Annotated in this window: 16 protein-coding genes; 7 read left to right on the forward strand and 9 right to left on the reverse strand. The window is 63.0% G+C overall.

The window, feature by feature from the left end:
- Nucleotides 1–23: 23 nt before the first annotated feature.
- The 4 genes from purM to ANI01nite_RS14805 all read right to left on the reverse strand — a co-directional run bounded on the left by purM (nucleotide 24) and on the right by ANI01nite_RS14805 (nucleotide 3586).
- Nucleotides 24–1166 carry a phosphoribosylformylglycinamidine cyclo-ligase gene (gene purM, locus ANI01nite_RS14790; RefSeq protein ID WP_141358893.1) on the reverse strand — a complete coding sequence of 381 codons (1143 nt, stop codon included), beginning with the start codon at nucleotides 1164–1166 and terminating at the stop codon, nucleotides 24–26.
- A 79-nt stretch (nucleotides 1167–1245) separates the two neighbouring features.
- On the reverse strand, nucleotides 1246–2769 hold the full coding sequence (gene purF / locus ANI01nite_RS14795) for an amidophosphoribosyltransferase (RefSeq protein WP_073705820.1): 1524 nt from the start codon (nucleotides 2767–2769) through the stop codon (nucleotides 1246–1248).
- A gap of 105 nt (nucleotides 2770–2874) precedes the next feature.
- Nucleotides 2875–3201 (reverse strand): hypothetical protein, encoded by a 327-nt coding sequence (locus tag ANI01nite_RS14800; protein WP_141358895.1) that lies wholly within the window; start codon nucleotides 3199–3201, stop codon nucleotides 2875–2877.
- 4 nt (nucleotides 3202–3205) lie between these two features.
- Entirely contained in the window at nucleotides 3206–3586 is a 381-nt protein-coding gene (locus ANI01nite_RS14805; RefSeq protein WP_141358897.1) for a sterol carrier family protein, read from the reverse strand.
- 278 nt (nucleotides 3587–3864) lie between these two features.
- Between ANI01nite_RS14805 and purD the strand changes: the two genes are divergently transcribed.
- From purD to ANI01nite_RS14820, 4 genes are all read left to right on the forward strand, one after another.
- A complete protein-coding gene (gene purD / locus ANI01nite_RS14810) occupies nucleotides 3865–5151 on the forward strand; it encodes a phosphoribosylamine--glycine ligase (protein WP_141358899.1) in 1287 nt (428 codons plus the stop codon).
- Nucleotides 5152–5166: 15 nt separating this feature from the next.
- The gene (locus tag ANI01nite_RS14815; RefSeq protein WP_141358900.1) at nucleotides 5167–6072 is read left to right on the forward strand and encodes a phosphoribosylaminoimidazolesuccinocarboxamide synthase; all 906 of its coding nucleotides are present in this window, start codon (nucleotides 5167–5169) and stop codon (nucleotides 6070–6072) included.
- A 110-nt stretch (nucleotides 6073–6182) separates the two neighbouring features.
- Complete coding sequence (locus ANI01nite_RS17065; RefSeq protein ID WP_255314565.1) at nucleotides 6183–6305, forward strand: hypothetical protein; 123 nt, start codon at nucleotides 6183–6185, stop codon at nucleotides 6303–6305.
- Nucleotides 6302–6544, forward strand: coding sequence for an iron chaperone (locus ANI01nite_RS14820; protein WP_141358902.1), 243 nt, complete (start codon nucleotides 6302–6304; stop codon nucleotides 6542–6544). Before ANI01nite_RS17065 ends, ANI01nite_RS14820 begins: the two co-directional genes overlap by 4 nt.
- Before the next feature lie 11 nt (nucleotides 6545–6555).
- On the opposite strand, the gene ANI01nite_RS14825 is transcribed toward ANI01nite_RS14820, so the two are convergent.
- The 4 genes from ANI01nite_RS14825 to ANI01nite_RS14840 form a co-directional block, all read right to left on the reverse strand.
- Nucleotides 6556–8364 (reverse strand): ABC transporter ATP-binding protein, encoded by a 1809-nt coding sequence (locus ANI01nite_RS14825; RefSeq protein ID WP_141358904.1) that lies wholly within the window; start codon nucleotides 8362–8364, stop codon nucleotides 6556–6558.
- Nucleotides 8361–10184 (reverse strand): ABC transporter ATP-binding protein, encoded by a 1824-nt coding sequence (locus ANI01nite_RS14830; RefSeq protein ID WP_141358906.1) that lies wholly within the window; start codon nucleotides 10182–10184, stop codon nucleotides 8361–8363. The genes ANI01nite_RS14825 and ANI01nite_RS14830 overlap by 4 nt, the downstream gene beginning before the upstream one ends.
- 174 nt (nucleotides 10185–10358) lie before the next feature.
- Nucleotides 10359–11312 (reverse strand): metallophosphoesterase, encoded by a 954-nt coding sequence (locus tag ANI01nite_RS14835; RefSeq protein WP_073705827.1) that lies wholly within the window; start codon nucleotides 11310–11312, stop codon nucleotides 10359–10361.
- A gap of 120 nt (nucleotides 11313–11432) precedes the next feature.
- Complete coding sequence (locus tag ANI01nite_RS14840) at nucleotides 11433–13646, reverse strand: transglycosylase domain-containing protein (RefSeq protein WP_255314567.1); 2214 nt, start codon at nucleotides 13644–13646, stop codon at nucleotides 11433–11435.
- A 139-nt stretch (nucleotides 13647–13785) separates the two neighbouring features.
- Between ANI01nite_RS14840 and sp36 the strand changes: the two genes are divergently transcribed.
- From sp36 to ANI01nite_RS14855, 3 genes are all read left to right on the forward strand, one after another.
- On the forward strand, nucleotides 13786–13941 hold the full coding sequence (gene sp36, locus ANI01nite_RS17270; RefSeq protein WP_141358910.1) for a Sp36 family protein: 156 nt from the start codon (nucleotides 13786–13788) through the stop codon (nucleotides 13939–13941).
- A 32-nt stretch (nucleotides 13942–13973) separates the two neighbouring features.
- On the forward strand, nucleotides 13974–14450 hold the full coding sequence (locus ANI01nite_RS14850) for a RidA family protein (RefSeq protein ID WP_073705829.1): 477 nt from the start codon (nucleotides 13974–13976) through the stop codon (nucleotides 14448–14450).
- 61 nt (nucleotides 14451–14511) lie between these two features.
- Nucleotides 14512–15426: an NUDIX hydrolase gene (locus ANI01nite_RS14855; RefSeq protein ID WP_038991698.1), complete on the forward strand. Its 915-nt coding sequence runs from the start codon at nucleotides 14512–14514 to the stop codon at nucleotides 15424–15426.
- A 70-nt stretch (nucleotides 15427–15496) separates the two neighbouring features.
- On the opposite strand, the gene ANI01nite_RS14860 is transcribed toward ANI01nite_RS14855, so the two are convergent.
- On the reverse strand, nucleotides 15497–16174 hold the full coding sequence (locus tag ANI01nite_RS14860) for a Crp/Fnr family transcriptional regulator (protein WP_022874282.1): 678 nt from the start codon (nucleotides 16172–16174) through the stop codon (nucleotides 15497–15499).
- Nucleotides 16175–16343 lie beyond the last annotated feature (169 nt).

Here is a 16343-nt window from a genome sequence, read left to right on the forward strand (position 1 = left end):
GGTTTATAGGAGCTTTCGGTGGCCTACTTGGCGTAGTTGCCGGTCAGCAGCACTGCGCCGCCGTCCACGCCCTTGGCGCCCTGGACGAAGTCCAGTCCGGCATCGGCAGCCGACGGATCGATGTTCTCGACTCCGCCCATGACCCACGCGCCCATGCCCGCAGCGTTCAGCAGCTCGACTGCACGATCAGCGACGGCAGGATCAACGACAGCAACCATGCCCACGCCCAGGTTCAGGGTGCGCTCCAGATCAGGCTGCGGCACGTTGCCCAGCTGCGCGATGGTGGAGAAGACTGCTGGCAGCGCCCAAGTGGAGCGGTCCACGCGGGCCATCAGGCCGCGGGGCAGCACGCGGGCCAGGTTGGCCGCCAGGCCGCCGCCGGTGACGTGGCTGAAGCCGTGCACGCCGAAGTTCTCGCCGTCGTTCAGCGCGCCGACCAGATCAAGGCAGGCGGTGGTGTAGATGCGGGTCGGAACCAGCAGTTCCTCGCCCAGGGTGCGGCCGAACTCGGCGACCTCGCGGTCCAGCTCCCACTTGGCGTGGGCGATGACGCGGCGCACCAGCGAGTAGCCGTTGGAGTGGATGCCGGAGGAGGCCATGCCGATGACCACGTCGCCGGCCTGCACGCGCTCCGGGCCGAGCAGCTGGTCGGCCTCGATGACACCGGTGGCGGCACCCGCCACGTCGTACTCGTCCTCGGCCAGCAGGCCCGGGTGCTCGGCGGTCTCGCCGCCGACCAGCGCGGTGCCGGCCAGCTTGCAGCCCTCGGCGATGCCGCGCACGATGTCCGCGATGCGCTCCGGGACCACCTTGCCGGTGGCGATGTAGTCGGTCATGAACAGCGGCTTGGCACCCACCACGACGATGTCATCAACCACCATGCCGACCAGGTCGTGGCCGATGGTGTCGTGGATGTCCAGCTTCTGGGCGATGGCCACCTTGGTGCCCACGCCGTCGGTGGAGGTCGCCAGGTACGGCTTCTTGTAGCCGGTGAGGAACGATACGTCGAAGAGCCCGGCGAAGCCGCCGACCCCGCCCACGACACCGGAGGTGTGGGTTGCCTTGATCGCGCCCTTCATCAACTCAACGGCACGGTCACCGGCCTCAACGTCAACGCCGGCACCGGCATAGGTGATGGAAGTTGGCTGCTGATCATTGCCGCTCATGGCAGTCGGTTCCTTTTCTGTTCGGGGAGCCGTCTTCCGGCACCCTTTGCAACGGGATGGTTGGGGATCGTGAAGGGGATTAGCTGTTGATTTCGAACTCGGCATCAGGGCCCGGCTCGCAGCCGGCCTGGTTGCTGCGCTCCAGCAGGTTCTTGCCGCGGCGCTCCTCATTCGGCAGGGCGATCGGGTAGTCACCGGTGAAGCACGCGGTGCACAACCGTTCGCGCGGCTGGCGGGTTGCTTCGATCATGCCGTCTTCGGAAATGTAGGCCAACGAGTCGGCGCCGATGGAGGTGGCGATCTCGTCCACGGCCGCGCCGTTGGCGATCAGCTCGGCCCGCGAGGCGAAGTCGATGCCGTAGAAGCAGGGCCACTTCACCGGCGGCGAGGAGATCTTCACATGCACCTCGGCGGCGCCGGCCTCGCGCAGCATGCGCACCACGGCACGCTGGGTGTTGCCGCGGACAATCGAATCGTCGACCACGACCACGCGCTTGCCGCGCAGCACTGTTTCCAGGGCGTTGAGCTTGAGCTTGATGCCCAGCTGGCGCAGGGTCTGCGACGGCTGGATGAACGTGCGGCCCACGTAGGCGTTCTTCACGAAGCCGTGGGTGAACGGGATGCCGGATTCTTCGGCGTAGCCGATGGCGGCCGGGGTTCCGGACTCCGGCACCGGGATCACGATGTCCGCTTCCGCGCTGTTCTCGCGGGCCAGCTGGCGGCCCATTTCCACGCGGGATTCGTAGATCGAGCGGCCGGCGATGGCGGCATCCGGGCGGGCCAGGTAGACATACTCGAAGACGCAGCCCTTGGGGGTGGACTCGGCAAAGCGGGTGGAGCGCACGCCGTTCTCATCGATGGCGATCATTTCGCCTGGCTCGATTTCGCGGATGAACGAGGCGCCGACGGTAGCCAGTGCAGGCTGCTCGGAGGCAACTACCCAGCCGCGATCCAAGCGGCCCAGGACCAGCGGGCGAACGCCGTGCGGGTCGCGGGCCGCGTACAGGGTGTCCTCGTTCATGAAGACGAAGCAGAAAGCGCCTTCGATTTTCGGCAGCAGCTCCAGAGCGGTGTCCTCCAGGCTCTGGCCTTCGGAACCAGCCAGCAGGGCGGTGACCAGAGCGGTATCGGTGGTGTTGCCCTGGGCGAGCTCGCCGCGCACCTTGCCGCCTTCGGCCTGCTGCTTGGCAGAGACCATGTCGGCCAGGTCGGCGGAGTTGGTCAGGTTGCCGTTGTGGGCCAGCGCGACGGTGCCGGTCCGGGTCGGGCCCAGGGTCGGCTGCGCATTGGCCCAGTGGCTGGCACCCGTCGTCGAGTAGCGGCAGTGGCCAATGGCCAGCTGGCCCGTCATGGAGTTCAGCGTATTCTCGTCGAATACCTGGGAGACCAGGCCCATGTCCTTGTAGACGTTGATGCGCGCGCCATCGCTCGTGGCGATGCCGGCGGATTCCTGTCCGCGGTGCTGCAGGGCATACAGGCCGTAATAGGTGAGTTTTGCGACCTCTTCGCCAGGAGCCCAAACGCCGAAAACGCCGCATTCATCCTGCGGGCCCTTGTCGCTTGGAAGCAGGTCGTGATTTAAGAATCCATCGCCACGCGCCATGTTGGTTATTCTCTCATGTTCCGGTTGGTCGACACCGACCAAGAATGTGGTGGGTGGCGGCCAGGTGCGCGGCCGCCTGCTCTTCTAATTCAGGAGAAAAGCTGCCTAGCCTTGTTGTCCGCTGGAGTCAGTGTCCTCGGCCAGAGGAACTGCCAGATGCTTGGTGGTTTTGCGTGAGGTCACGCGGTCAACAATCACATATGCCAGTGCGCCGATGCCTACGCCCAAGCCTGCGCCGAAGATTGCAAAGAATCCGGAGGCCGAGGCACGGGTGTATTCCTGCGACGGTTCGCCAAGCAGGCCGATGATGAGGCCGACTAGCGCGCCGAAGACCGCGAAGGTCAGAATGAATGGCCAGAACTTGGGCGATGAGTGAATTTGCACTTCAACGCCCTGATCGGCAGGCGACGGTGTAGCGGGGTGTTGCTCCATGCCTTTAAGGGTACTCAATAAGTGGTAGGTGTGCTGACAAGTCTGCCCTAAGTCCCGAAGCGTGCAATTGCCCAGTTTGCATGGCTTCGGCCCAACCTATGCGGCCAGTAGCCAAGGAAAGCCAGAGTTCAGCAGGCATTTCGACCACATTCGGGGGAGTTCCGCGGGCATGCCGAGGCCCGGCTATGCACTGGGTCACACCGAAGGGCGGAACACGCACCTCGACCGAATTGCCCTCGGCGCGGGAAGCCAGCTCCTCCAGCGAGAACCGCACTGCCATGGCGAGCACGGGCCGGGCTGTTTTTCCTTGCCCCCGCGCGGTTGAGGACCATTCTCGCAAGGCCGCGCGGCCAGCGGTTTCATCAACGCGCCGTTTGATTGCCATGGGTCGATTCCACTTTCTCTCAATGACAGAGAAACGTCATATTCCTCTGTTCGGGATCCCTGCCGCGGATCCGGGAAAACCGTATATCCAGCCATGCCAACTCTAGTCCAGCTCGCCGAACGCCAGCTGACAGCTTCGAGGGTGCTCAGGTGCAGTACCGGAAGCGAAATCGCCCGGCGTGCGGGGATCCGGCAGCCGTTCGAGTGCAGGGCTGGGCGCTGGCCATGCGTGCGTCATAGACGCGGTTGGCCCATGGATTCTCCGGTAAACTCGACCGCGTGAAGGTACTGGTTATTGGCCCAGGCGGCCGTGAACATGCAATTGTCCGTGCACTGAGTGCAGACCCCTATGTCAACGAAGTTCATTGCGCCCCCGGCAACGCCGGTATCGCACAGGACGTCACCACCCACGCAATCGACGCGCAGGACCCTGCAGCAGTCGTCGCGCTGGCCCAGGAACTGGGCAGCGACCTGGTGGTTGTCGGACCCGAAGCGCCACTGGCCGCGGGCGTCGCCGATGCCCTGATCGCCGCGCAGATCCCGGTCTTCGGCCCGACCCAAGCCGCCGCGCAGCTCGAAGCCTCCAAGGCTTTCGCCAAGAATGTCATGGCTGCCGCCGAGGTTCCCACCGCGATGGCCCATGTGGCCGCGACCCGCGAGGAAGCCGCCAATGCGCTGGATGACTTCGGTGCGCCGTACGTGGTCAAGGACGACGGCCTGGCCGCCGGCAAGGGAGTGGTGGTCACCAGCGATCGCGAAGAAGCACTGGAGCATGCAGATGCCTGCTTCGCGGCCGGCGGCACTGTCGTCATCGAGGAATTCCTCGACGGCCCGGAAGTGTCCCTGTTTGTCATCTGCGATGGCAAGCATGCCGTCCCGCTGTCCCCGGCACAGGACTTCAAGCGCATCTTCGCCAATGACGAAGGCCCGAATACCGGAGGCATGGGTGCCTACTCGCCGCTGGAATGGCTGCCGGAGAACTTCGTCGACGAGGTCATGGACCGTGTCGCCTACCCGACCCTGCGCGAAATGGAAAAGCGCGGCACGCCGTTCACCGGCGTGCTGTACTGCGGCCTGGCCATCACCAAGCGCGGCATCCGCGTGATCGAGTTCAACGCGCGCTTCGGCGACCCGGAAACCCAGGCTGTGCTTGCACGCCTGAAGACGCCGCTGGGCGGGGTGCTGCTGGCTGCCGCCACGGGCCGGCTGGATGATGCCGAGCAGCTGACCTGGTCCGCGCAGACCGCGGTCGATGTGGTCATCGCCGCGGAGAACTACCCGGACACCCCGGTCAAGGGTGCGGTGATCTCCGGCCTGGACGCAGCCAACGCGATCGAGGGCGTGCACGTGATGCATGCAGGCACCTCCGCCGATGCGGACGGGAACACCATCGTTTCCGGCGGCCGTGTGCTGGCAGTGGTGGGTCTGGGCGATGGCCTGGCGGCGGCCCGCGCCGCCGCCTACGCCGGGGTCGCCGAGATCAGCTGGGATGGCGCCCAGTCGCGCACCGACATTGCGTTGAAGGCCGAACGCGGCGAGATCGTCATCGCCAACGACAGCAAGTAGAGGACAGCAGAACTCATGGCAGGATTCCAGACCGAAGTGCTCGACCTCGAAGGTTGGGACCATTTCTACTCGGGCAAGGTGCGCGACCTGTACGTGCCAGCAGGAGCCAGTTTCGAGCAGACCGACCGGGTCCTCGTGGTGGCCTCCGACCGCATCAGCGCCTACGACTTCGTGCTCTCCAGCGAGATCCCCGACAAGGGCAAGGTGCTCACCCAGCTCAGCCTCTGGTGGTTCGAGCAACTGGGCGGCTTCGCCAACCATGTGATCTCCACCGATGTGCCGGCCGCCGTGGCCGGCCGCGCGATGGTGTGCAAGAAGCTTGGGATGTACCCGATCGAGTGCATCGCCCGCGGCTACCTGACCGGTTCGGGCCTGGCCGAATACAAGGTCTCGCAGACCGTGTGCGAGCTGCCCCTGCCAGAGGGGCTGGTGGATGGTTCGCGCCTGGAGCCGGCGCTGTTCACCCCGTCGGCGAAGGCCGAGGTGGGGGAGCATGACGAGAATATCTCCTTCGCGCAGACCGTGGACCGCGTGGGCACCGAGGTCGCCGAAGCGCTGCGCGAGAAGACCGTGGCCCTGTACGAGCAGGCAGAGAAGATCGCCCGCGCACGCGGCATCATCCTGGCCGATACCAAGGTGGAATTCGGTGCCGATCCGGCCACTGGCGAGATCACCCTGGGCGATGAGGTGCTGACCCCGGATTCCTCGCGTTTCTGGGATGCCGAAACCTACCAACCGGGCCAGGCGCAGGCCAGCTTCGACAAGCAGTTCGTCCGCGATTGGCTGACCTCGGCCGCATCGGGCTGGGACAAGAACTCGGGCGAAGAGCCGCCGCTGCTGCCAGCGGAGATCATCGAGAAGACCCGTGCCCGCTACATCGAGGCCTATGAACGGCTGACCGGACAGGCCTTCAACGCCTAGCCCGGATGCCCAGCGACAGGACCCCGTACCGCCGATTAAGGCAGTGCGGGGTCCTGGGCTTAAGCCGAGCCATCTGGCGGCGGTTGGAAACGGGTGGCTAGACTCAAGGCATGGCTGGCAAAGCGGCAACGGTGGAAGAATATCTCGGTGCGCTGGAACCGGATTTCCGGGCGGAACTCGAAAGGATTCGGGCCCTGGTGAAGGAGCTGGTTCCGGAAGCAAAGAAACCATGAGCTATTCGATGCCCATACTGAAGTACAAGCCGCGTGCCTTGGTTTACTTCACCGCGTCGAAGAAGCACCTGAGCTTCTACCCATCCTGCTGGGCCATTGAGGAGCTGGAAGACCGGTTGGCTGGCTTCAGCAAGACCGTCCATGCAATCCGATTCACTCCGGCCGCGCCGTTGCCCGACGACCTGGTCAGGGATATCGTGCTCGTCCATGTCCGGGAGATTGACGCTGGAAGGCAGTAGCCGCCGCCAGGCTACACCAGCGAGTCCTTCCATGCCTTGTGCAGGGCCGCGAAGCGCCCGTCATCGGCAATCAGCTGGGCCGGGGTGCCGTCCTCGGCGATCTTGCCGTCGTGGACCACCAGCACCCGGTCAGCGATCTGCACGGTCGACAGGCGGTGCGCGATGATCAGCGCGGTGCGGTTGCCCAGCAGGGTCTGCAGTCCGCGCTGCACTGCCCGTTCCGAAGGGATATCCAAGGAGCTCGTGGCCTCATCCAGGATCAGCACCGCAGGATCGGCCAGGAAGGCGCGGGCGAAGGAGATCAGCTGGCGCTGGCCGGCCGAGACGCGTCCGCCACGCTTGTTCACGTCGGTGTCATAGCCTTCGGGCAGGTCCATGATGAACTCGTGGGCTCCGACCGCGCGGGCCGCATCCTGGATCTGATCCAGCGAGGCACCCGGACGGCCCAGCGCGATATTCTCGGCGACCGAGCCGGAGAAGAGGAAGGCCTCCTGGGTGACCATGACGACGTGCTGGCGCAATTCCTTGTTGGACAGTTCGTTGATCGGCACCGAATCCAGTTCCAGGGTGCCCGAACGAAGGTCGTAGAAGCGGGCAATGAGCTTTGCCAGCGTCGACTTGCCGGCACCGGTCTGGCCCACCACTGCCACTGTTTGCCCGGCGGGGATCCGCAGGTCGAATTCCTCCATGATCACCGGGCCGTCGCCGTAGCCGAAAACCGCGTCCTTGAAGACCAGCTCGCCGGCCACCTTTCCGATGCTGCGCGGGGCAGCAGGCTCGCGCACGCTCGGTTCCTCCTCCAGCAATCCCGAAACCTTCTCCAGTGCGGCGGTGGCCGACTGCAGCGAGGAGTAGAACATCGCGATCTGCTCGACTGGCTGGAACAGGCGCTTGGATGCGAGCAGGATGGCCACCATCGCGCCGACCTGCATGGTGCCGTCGATGATGCGGAACCCGCCGTAGGCCAGCAGCGAGGCCACCGTCAGGTTGCCGATCAGCACCAGGCCGGGCTGCAGCACGCCGAAGAGGTTGAAGGAACGTACCGAGTTCACCCGGTACTGCTCGGCGAGATCCGAGTAGTTCTCGTCGTTGGCTGCCTCGCGGCGGAACGCCTTGACCGCGCGGATGCCGGTCATCGTCTCCACAAAAGTGGAGATGACCCTGGCCGACACCACGCGGGATTCGCGGTACAGGAGCTCGGAGCGGCGCTGGTACCAGAAGAACAGCAGCGTGACCGGGATGGCGGCCACGCAGACCACCAGCCCGCTGCGCCAGTCGAGGAAGAAAATCGAGGCCAGGGTGAAAACCACGAACACGCAGGAGGAGGCTAGTTCCGAAACGCCCTGGTCCAGCAGTTCGCGCAGCGTTTCCAGATCAGAGGTCTGCCGGGAAATGATCCGCCCGGAAGTGTAGTTCTCGTGGAATTCGAGGCTCAAGCGCTGGGTATGGCGGAAGACCTGCTGGCGAAGATCCAAGAGCATCGCCTGGGAGATCCGTGCCGCGCTGGTGATGTACCAGGAGAGCAGCACGCCGCTGAGGATCGCACCGAGGATGTAGCAGGCACCGGTCAACCCCAATGCGCCCCAGTTGCCTTCGCGCACCTGCGGCAAGGTCCAGTCGATGGCGAAGGCGATCAGCACCGGTAGCAGCACGCGCGCCGCATTGGATACCAGCACCAGAACCACGGTGAGGATGAAAAGCTTCTTCTGCGGCATGGCCAGGGCGGCCAGCAGCCGGAAGGAGCGCTGGCGCACGACCTTGCGTTCGGCCGCCGAGAGCTTGATGGCGTCTTCATTGGCAACGCCCAGGGTCTTGCTCATCGGGAAACCTCCGAGGTGGCTGGCTGCTCTTCGTCGTCCAGGCTGGCGATGACGAAACGGTAATGCTCATTGGTGCTCAGCAGATGGGTGTGGCTGCCCACCGCATCGATGCGGCCATCGCGCAGCAATGCGACCCGGTCGGCGAGCATCACGGTTGAGGGCCGATGCGCCACGATCAGCGTGGTGGTCCCGGCCAGCACGTCGCGCAGCCGCTCGGTGACCAGTTCCTCGGTGCGCACATCCAGGGCCGACAGCGGGTCGTCGAGGACCAGGACGCTCGGGCGTGCCGCGATGGCACGGGCCAGGGCGATGCGCTGGCGTTGCCCGCCGGAGAGCGAAAGGCCCTCCTCGCCGATCAGGGTGTCCACCCCGTCGGGCAGGGCATAGGCGAACTGCGCCTGGGCGACGTCCAATGCTTCTGCAAGCAGCGCTTCGCGCTGCCGCTCATCGAGGTGTTCCGGTGCGCCGAGCAGCACATTGCCGCGGATGCTGGTGGAGAACAAGGTGGTGTCCTCGAAAGCCACGGCGATTTCCGCTCGCAGCTGCTCAAGGTCCCAGTCCTTGACGTCCTGGCCATGGACCAGCACCTTGCCGGCGGTGGCTTCGTGCAGGCGCGGCACCAGGTTCAGCAAGGTGGACTTGCCCGAACCGGTGATGCCCACCAGGGCCATGGTTTCCCCGGGGCGGATTTCCAGATTGATGTCGGCCAGGATCGGCCGGTGGGTGCCGGCGGTATCAGGGTAGGCGAAGCGCACATGCTCCAGCTTCATGCTGCCATCGCGTTCTGCCGGGATCTGCGGCTGTGCGGGGGAGGCGATGTCGTTGATTGAATCCATCACTTCGAAATGCCGGTCCAGGGCAGTTTTGGTGCTCAGCGTCATGCCCAGCAGCATGCCCATGCCTTCGACGGGGCCGGCGATGACCGCGGCGATCGCGAAATAGGCCACCAGCGAGCCGACGCTCAACGTGCCGTTGGCGACCTGGGCAAGGCCGATGACCAAGCCGATGCCCAGAATGGTTTCGGGGACGGCTACGACGGTGAGCAGGAAGCTGGCCAGCGTCTTGGCCTTGGTGATTTCGGTTTCCTGCAGGGACTTGGCCTGGGCGTTGAAGCCCTCGTAGACGTGTGGCCCGCGGCCAAAAGCCTTGATGACCCGGATGCCGTGCACGGATTCTTCCACGGCGGTGGCCAGGTCGCCGGCCTGGTCCTGGCTGCGCCGGCTGGCGGCCCGGTAGTCGTTGCGGAAGCGGTAGGCCTTGATGGCAATCGGGATGGAACCCAGCAGGTAGAGCAATCCCAGGATCCACGAATGGGTGAACATTAGCACCAGGCCGGTGACGACGGTGACGGTTTCAACTACCAGCATCATCGCGCCGAAGGCGAGCCAGCGGCGCAAGAGGGACAGGTCCGACATGGACCGGGAGAGCAGCTGTCCCGAGCCCCAGCGTTCGTGAAATGCCACAGGCAGGCGTTGCAGGTGCTTGTAGAAGCGGATGCGCATCTGCGCTTCAAGGCCTGCTGCGGGGTTCAGCACGAATTGGCGGCGCAGGAAGATCAGCAGCGCTTCGACGAAGCCCAGCGCGGCGATGATGCCGACGGAAATCCACACTTCCGAGGCCGCTCCATCACGCTGCAGCACGACGTTCACCAGCCAGGCGAGGACCTGTGGGATGGCCAGGGCGACAATGCCTGCTCCGAGCGCGCAGAGGAAACCGCAAAAGAGCCGAGGGAAGATCGGCTTGACGAAGGGAGCGAGACGCTTCAGTGTTGCAGTGAGCGGGACCGGATCATTGGATCCATTCGGTTGAGCCTGAGCCACGGTACCCCGCATTCATCCAGAAGTTCGACAGAGCTACAGACTACCGGCAGTAGTTGGGATAATTCAATCAATGCGCCACTTTGGGAAAGAAGTGCTTCACAATGGATGCTAATAATCCCCGGCCGAGCACCAGCAAGGTGCTAGACCGGGGATGATCTGGAAGAATTTCCTGCTTTAGCCGCGGGCCGCCAGGGTGACCAGCACGGCCTCCGGCGGGCAGGCGAAGCGGATCGGGGCGAAGCGCGAGGTGCCGATGCCGGCGGAAACATTCAACGGAACGGTGTTGCCGTTGTAGTCCCAATCGGTCAAGCCGCGGGCACGCCAAGTCGGCAGGTCGCAGTTGGAGACCAATGCGCCGTACCCGGGGATGCAAACCTGGCCGCCATGGGTGTGGCCGGCGAAAATGACATCGGCCTGCGCCTCGGTGAATTGGTCCAGGACCCGCTGGTAGGGCGCGTGGGTGAGCGCGATCCGCACGTGGGGCGCCTGGTTGCTGGAGGAGGACCCGCGCGGCCAGCCCGCGAAGTGGTCGAGATCGAGGTGCGGATCATCGACTCCTGAAAGGTCCAGGCGCAGGCCGTTGAGCACGGTGGAATGCGCGCGGTTGGACATATTGATCCAGCCGGCGCTGCCGAAGGCACGGTGCATCTCTTCGAACGGCAGCTTGTCGCGGGAGGCTGGACTGGGGGTTCCGGTTGAGGGAGCCAAGTACTTGAACGGGTTCTTCAGCTTCGGAGCGTAATAGCAGTTCGAGCCGGGAACGAACGCGCCGGGGAAAGCCATCAGCGGTTCCAGCGCCTTGATCAGGGCCGGTACGCCCTTGCGGTGGCTGAGGTTGTCGCCGGTGTTGATGACGAAGTCGGGCTCCAGATCTGCCAGGCTGCGCAGCCACCGGGTTTTGGCTTCCTGCCCCGGAACCATGTGGATGTCCGACAGGTGCAGGACCTTGATGTCGCCGTATCCGCGCGGCAGGACCTTGAGCGTCTCATGGCGCAGCCCGAACTTCTGGGCCTCCAGCATGCCGTAGCCCACCAATGCGCCGCCGATGGCCAGGGCGCCGCTGGCGGCAAGTGCCGCCGTGCCACTGGCATGGCGCAACGCCGAAACGAAATTATTCTGTTCAACCATGACTTCTATGCCATCGTCCTTTCAAGCCCTGAGGCCGCTTCAGCTGAAGTTCTCCTATGCCAATCTAAACCGGAAGGCCGCGTTCAACCAAAGTTGAACGCGGCCTTCGCAGCTCACGGGCTAGTCGTCGGACTTATTGCCGTTTCCGTTGCCGTTTCCGTTTCCATTGCCGTTGTCGTTTCCCCGGCCAATGTCGCGGGCGTCAGGCTTCGAGGAGGATTCTTCCTTCGGCTTGGAATCGTCCGTCGACTCTTCCTTGTCATTGTCCTTCTCATCCGAGTCGGACTTGGAATCCTCTTCTTCCTTCGGCTTTGGTGGAGGCGGCTGGCGGCGGGCCGAACCGAAGCTGTTGCGCTCGTATTCGTGCACAGCCTCTTCCATGAAGTCGACCCAGAGCGGGGCGGCGTAGGTCGAGGAGTCGACCATCCATGGCGCCTTTTCGTCGTTGATCATCGCACCGTGCATCTCGTTCTTTTCGGTTGCGGCCTTGCCTTCCAGGCGGCCTACCCAAGCAGCGGTGGAAATGCCGGTGGTGTAGCCGACGAACCAGGTCGAGGTGGCGTAGTCGTTGGTACCGGTCTTGCCGGCGATCGGACCGTCGACCCGCCCCTTGGACACGCGCTTGGTGGCGATCTTCTGCAGCGTGCCGTTCAGGTCGGCGATGTAGGTCGGGTCGACCTGCTGGGAGCAGGTCTCCTTCTTGACCTTGTATTCGTTGCCGTCCTTGTCGGATACACCGGTGATGGCGCGTGGTTCGCAGTACTCGCCCTTGTTGGCGAACGCCGCAAAGGCTGCAGCCTGGGACAGCGGGGTGATTTCTGCAGCGCCCAGGATGAACGACGGGTTTGCTGGGCTGATTGGAGCTGGTCCGCCCTTGGCACCATGATCGAGCAGCCCCAATTTCTTGGTGTAGTCGGCGATGGTGCACAGGTCGGTCTTGTACGCTTCCTGGACGGTCGCGGTGTTAATCGACCAGTACAGGCCGGTGTCCACAGTCATCGAGCGGTAGAAGCCGGGGGAAGCGTTCTTCGGGGTCCAGTCAGCGGTGTAGGTGGTGCCGCCGGGCAGGCAGGAGGCCTTCCACTTGTTGCCGGCAGTGAAGTGCTGCTTCTTGGCATTGATCTTCTCGTACATGCGGTTGCCTTCAGCAAGCCAACCCAGCGTGGTGTACGGCTTCATGGTCGAACCGCCCTGGAAGCCGCCAGCACCGCCGAGCGCACGTGGTACTGCGAAGTTGTAGTAGGTGTTCTTGCCCGAGTTCTTGATTTCCGGACCGTAGGTGGTGTTCTGCGCCATGGTCAGGATCTTGCCGGTGCCCGGCTCGACCGAAACGATGGAGGAGTAGATGTCAGTGTTGGACTTGGCATCTGGGTCAATGGCCTTCGCAGCGTCCTTGGCAGCCTTCTTGTTCAGCTTGCTGTTCAGGGTGGTCTTGACAGTCAGGCCCCCGCGGTACAGCAGGTTTTCGCGATCTTCCTTGGTCTTGCCATAGGTGTCATCGGCAAGGATCAAGTTGGTGACGTAGTCGCAGAAGTAGGCATTTTCCTTGGCCGCGGTGCAGCCGGAAGGCGAGATGCTCGGATCCAGTTCAAGATCCGACTTGACTGCCTGGTCGTATTCCTTCTTGGTGATCGCGCCGGTGCGGTACATGTTGCCCAGCACCTTGTTGCGGCGATCGATGGAACGCTCAGGGTTGTTGATCGGGTTGTAGACGTTAGGCAGCTGGACCATGCCGGCAAGCATGGCAGACTGCTGCAAGTTCAAGTCCTTGGCGTCGACCGAATAGAAGCGCTGAGCGGCAGCCTGCACGCCATACTCGCGACCCGAGAGGAGGACCAGGTTCAGGTAGCCCTCCAGGATCTCGTCCTTGGACATTTCCTTTTCGATAGCCACCGCGTACTTCAGTTCGCGGATCTTGTCCGCATAATCCTTCTGGCCGGAGACGGTGGATTCTTCCGAACCAGTGAGCACCTGGTTGTTCACCAGCAGGTTGTTGACGTACTGCTGGGTCAAGGTGGAAGCGCCAGAGCGGCTCGAGGAGGTGAGGTTGCCGACAACTGCACGGGCGATGCCCTTGGGGTCGATGCCCTTGTGCTCGTAGAAACGCTCGTCTTCCACCGAGATGATCGCCTTGCGCATGTTCGGCGAGATGTCATCTAGCTTCACAGGCTGGCGATTTTGCTGGTAGAAGGTCGCAATCGTCTTGCCATCCGCGTCAAGGATCGTGGAAGGCTCCGGGATAGGGAGCTTCTCGAACGAGCTCGGGAGCGCGCTGACGATGTTGTTACCAGTGGTCAAACCGGTTTTAGCGATAGCTGCAATGGGCACGAGCATGCCTGCTGCGAGCACACCACACAGGGCACTGATTCCGAAGAATGCAACGACTTTTCCCAGAGTGGTAGCTGTATCAAAAAAGGGGGACTTCTTGGCTGCCATACCCACTAGTTTACAAGGACGCGCTAACGTATCGAGTATGACTAAATGGGAATACGCCACTTTGCCGCTTTTGATTCACGCTACGAAGCAGATTTTGGACCAGTGGGGTGATGACGGCTGGGAGCTGGTAACCGTCGTTCCTGGCCCCAATGGCTCATCTCCAGTGGCCTACATGAAGCGTCCGAAAGTCTAACGGGCAACAACATCTACTGAAGGAGAAATCCCATGCAAGAAGCTACTTCCTCGCGTGTCGAGGCTCGCCTGGCCGAGCTTGGCCATGCCTTGCCAGCCGTGGCAAAACCGGTTGCGGCGTACCTGCCTGCCGTTACTTCCGGCAACTACGTTTACACCTCCGGTCAGCTTCCGTTGATTAAGGGTGAACTCACAGCGGTTGGAAAGGTTGGCGCCGAAGTTTCAGCCGAGGAAGCAAAGGCCCAGGCACAGACCGCCGCGCTCAACGCGCTGGCAGCCATCAAGGCGGAAATTGGTGATCTAGATCGCATTAAGCGCATCGTGAAGGTTGTCGGTTTCGTGTCGTCGGCACCGGACTTCACCGGACAGCCAGGAGTCATCAACGGAGCCTCCGAATTCTTCGGCGAAGTTCTCGGCGATGCAGGCCTGCATGCACGTTCGGCCGTCGGCGTAGCCGTACTGCCGCTGGATGCACCTGTCGAGGTTGAGGTCATCGCCGAATTTGAGTAATTCAGGCCAGTTTCCCGCTGCGCGGTCCCGACGGGCTTTCCCGTCGGGACCGCGCAGCGGCATGGTTCGACGGCTCTTCGACCTGCCGCCGCATCAGATTGCCACCGCCGAAAACTGGTTCTCTTTCGGTTCGCGCACCCCGCGTACCCCGCGGCGAGCGTCCTCTGTGTGCCTTGTGAGGGATTCCTCCCACGGTGTGGAAACCTACCTGACTTATCGCCCTGGGGGCTCTCCTCTGGGCAACGTAGCCTTCCCGGGCGGCAGCCATGAGACGAGCGACCGTGCCACCTACCAATGGTTCGGCCCGAGCCTGTCCCAGTGGTCCAAGCGCATGGACTTGCTGGATCAGCAGCTGGTCCAGGCCTATCTTGTTTGCGCCATTCGCGAGCTCTTCGAAGAGACCGGGATCCTGCTGGCCGGAACAGACGAGCAATCCGTCGTTGAAATGACCGATGCCGAAGACTGGATGACCGCCCGTGAAGCCATCGCCGGACAAGATCTTGCCTTTGACGAATTCCTGCGCCGCCGCGGACTCGGTTTGCGTACCGACCTTCTGCGTCCTGTATCTCACTGGCTCAATCCGAACTTTGCCCTGCGCCGCTTCGACACCTGGTACTTCACCGCCACCGTGCCGAACCGCCAGGAAGCCTCATTGCTGCGTGGCAAAGGAAAATGGGGACGTTGGTCTGCTGCCGGAGACATCTTGGCAAAGCGCGGCACCAGCGAGCTGGGGGACAGCATTGGCCAACCCAACACGGTGAACCTCACGCTCTCGGAGATCAGCTACCCGGCGGTGGAAATGATCCTGGAAGCCATGGCGGAAGCCAACGGAGTGATCGCCTACCTCTCGCGGGCGCGATCGCTGAACCTCAAGCATCCGGATCTGCTGGTGCGCGATGGAATCTACTACCTGGAAGTCCTGGGATCCATCAGCGCCGAGTCCTCCCGGCCGTGGCAGACCACTGCCGGGCACTGAGCACACTGCTTAAAACACAACAGGCCGAAAATCTTCTGAGGATTTTCGGCCTGAAATGCTTTGTCGTGCTTTAGCGCGAACGCTGGCGCAGGCGCTGGATGTCCAGGATCACGACGGCGCGTGCTTCCAGGCGCAGCCAGCCGCGCTGGACGAACTCGGCCAGAGCCTTGTTCACGGTTTCGCGGGAAGCACCAACCAGCTGAGCCAGCTCTTCCTGAGTCAGTTCGTGGGCAACCAGGATGCCGTCGGTAGCCGGGCGGCCGAAACGGTCAGCCAGGTCCAGCAGCGCCTTGGCAACGCGGCCAGGAACGTCAGAGAAGACCAGATCGGCCAGGGACTCATTGGTGCGACGCAGACGTGCAGCCAGAGCCTGCAGCAGCTGGATCGAGACCTCAGGGGAGTTCAGGATAGCCTTGCGCATGTTCTCGTGGCTCAGGCCAGCCAGGCGGGTCTCCGACACGGCGGTGGCGGTAGCGTTGCGTGGGTGTGGATCGAACAAGGCCATTTCGCCAAACAGTTCGCCCGGGCCAAGAACAGCAATCAGGTTCTCGCGACCATCCGAAGAGGTGCGGCCGAGCTTGATCTTGCCAGAAACGATGAAGTACAGACGGTCACCCTGATCGCCTTCACGGAACACCGATGCACCGCGGGACAGATCAACCTCGGTCAATTCTTCGGTTAGCGCGGCGAAAACTTCATCACCAAGCGACGCAAACAGTGGCGCGCGACGCAGTACCTCGATATCCATTAAATCTCCTGTCAACAGTAGTAGGCGCTTACTTCATTGTGCCGTATTCGGTAACAATGTGACAGTTTCCACACGTGGTTTAACCAAGAAAATGTTGAAAATCACGCACATTCGACTAAAACTCGCGAATCTGCTCGCAGAAATCCATCAGCTTCTAAGGGTACCTTGG

This window comes from Glutamicibacter nicotianae, assembly GCF_006539525.1.
Lineage (GTDB): Bacteria > Actinomycetota > Actinomycetes > Actinomycetales > Micrococcaceae > Glutamicibacter > Glutamicibacter nicotianae.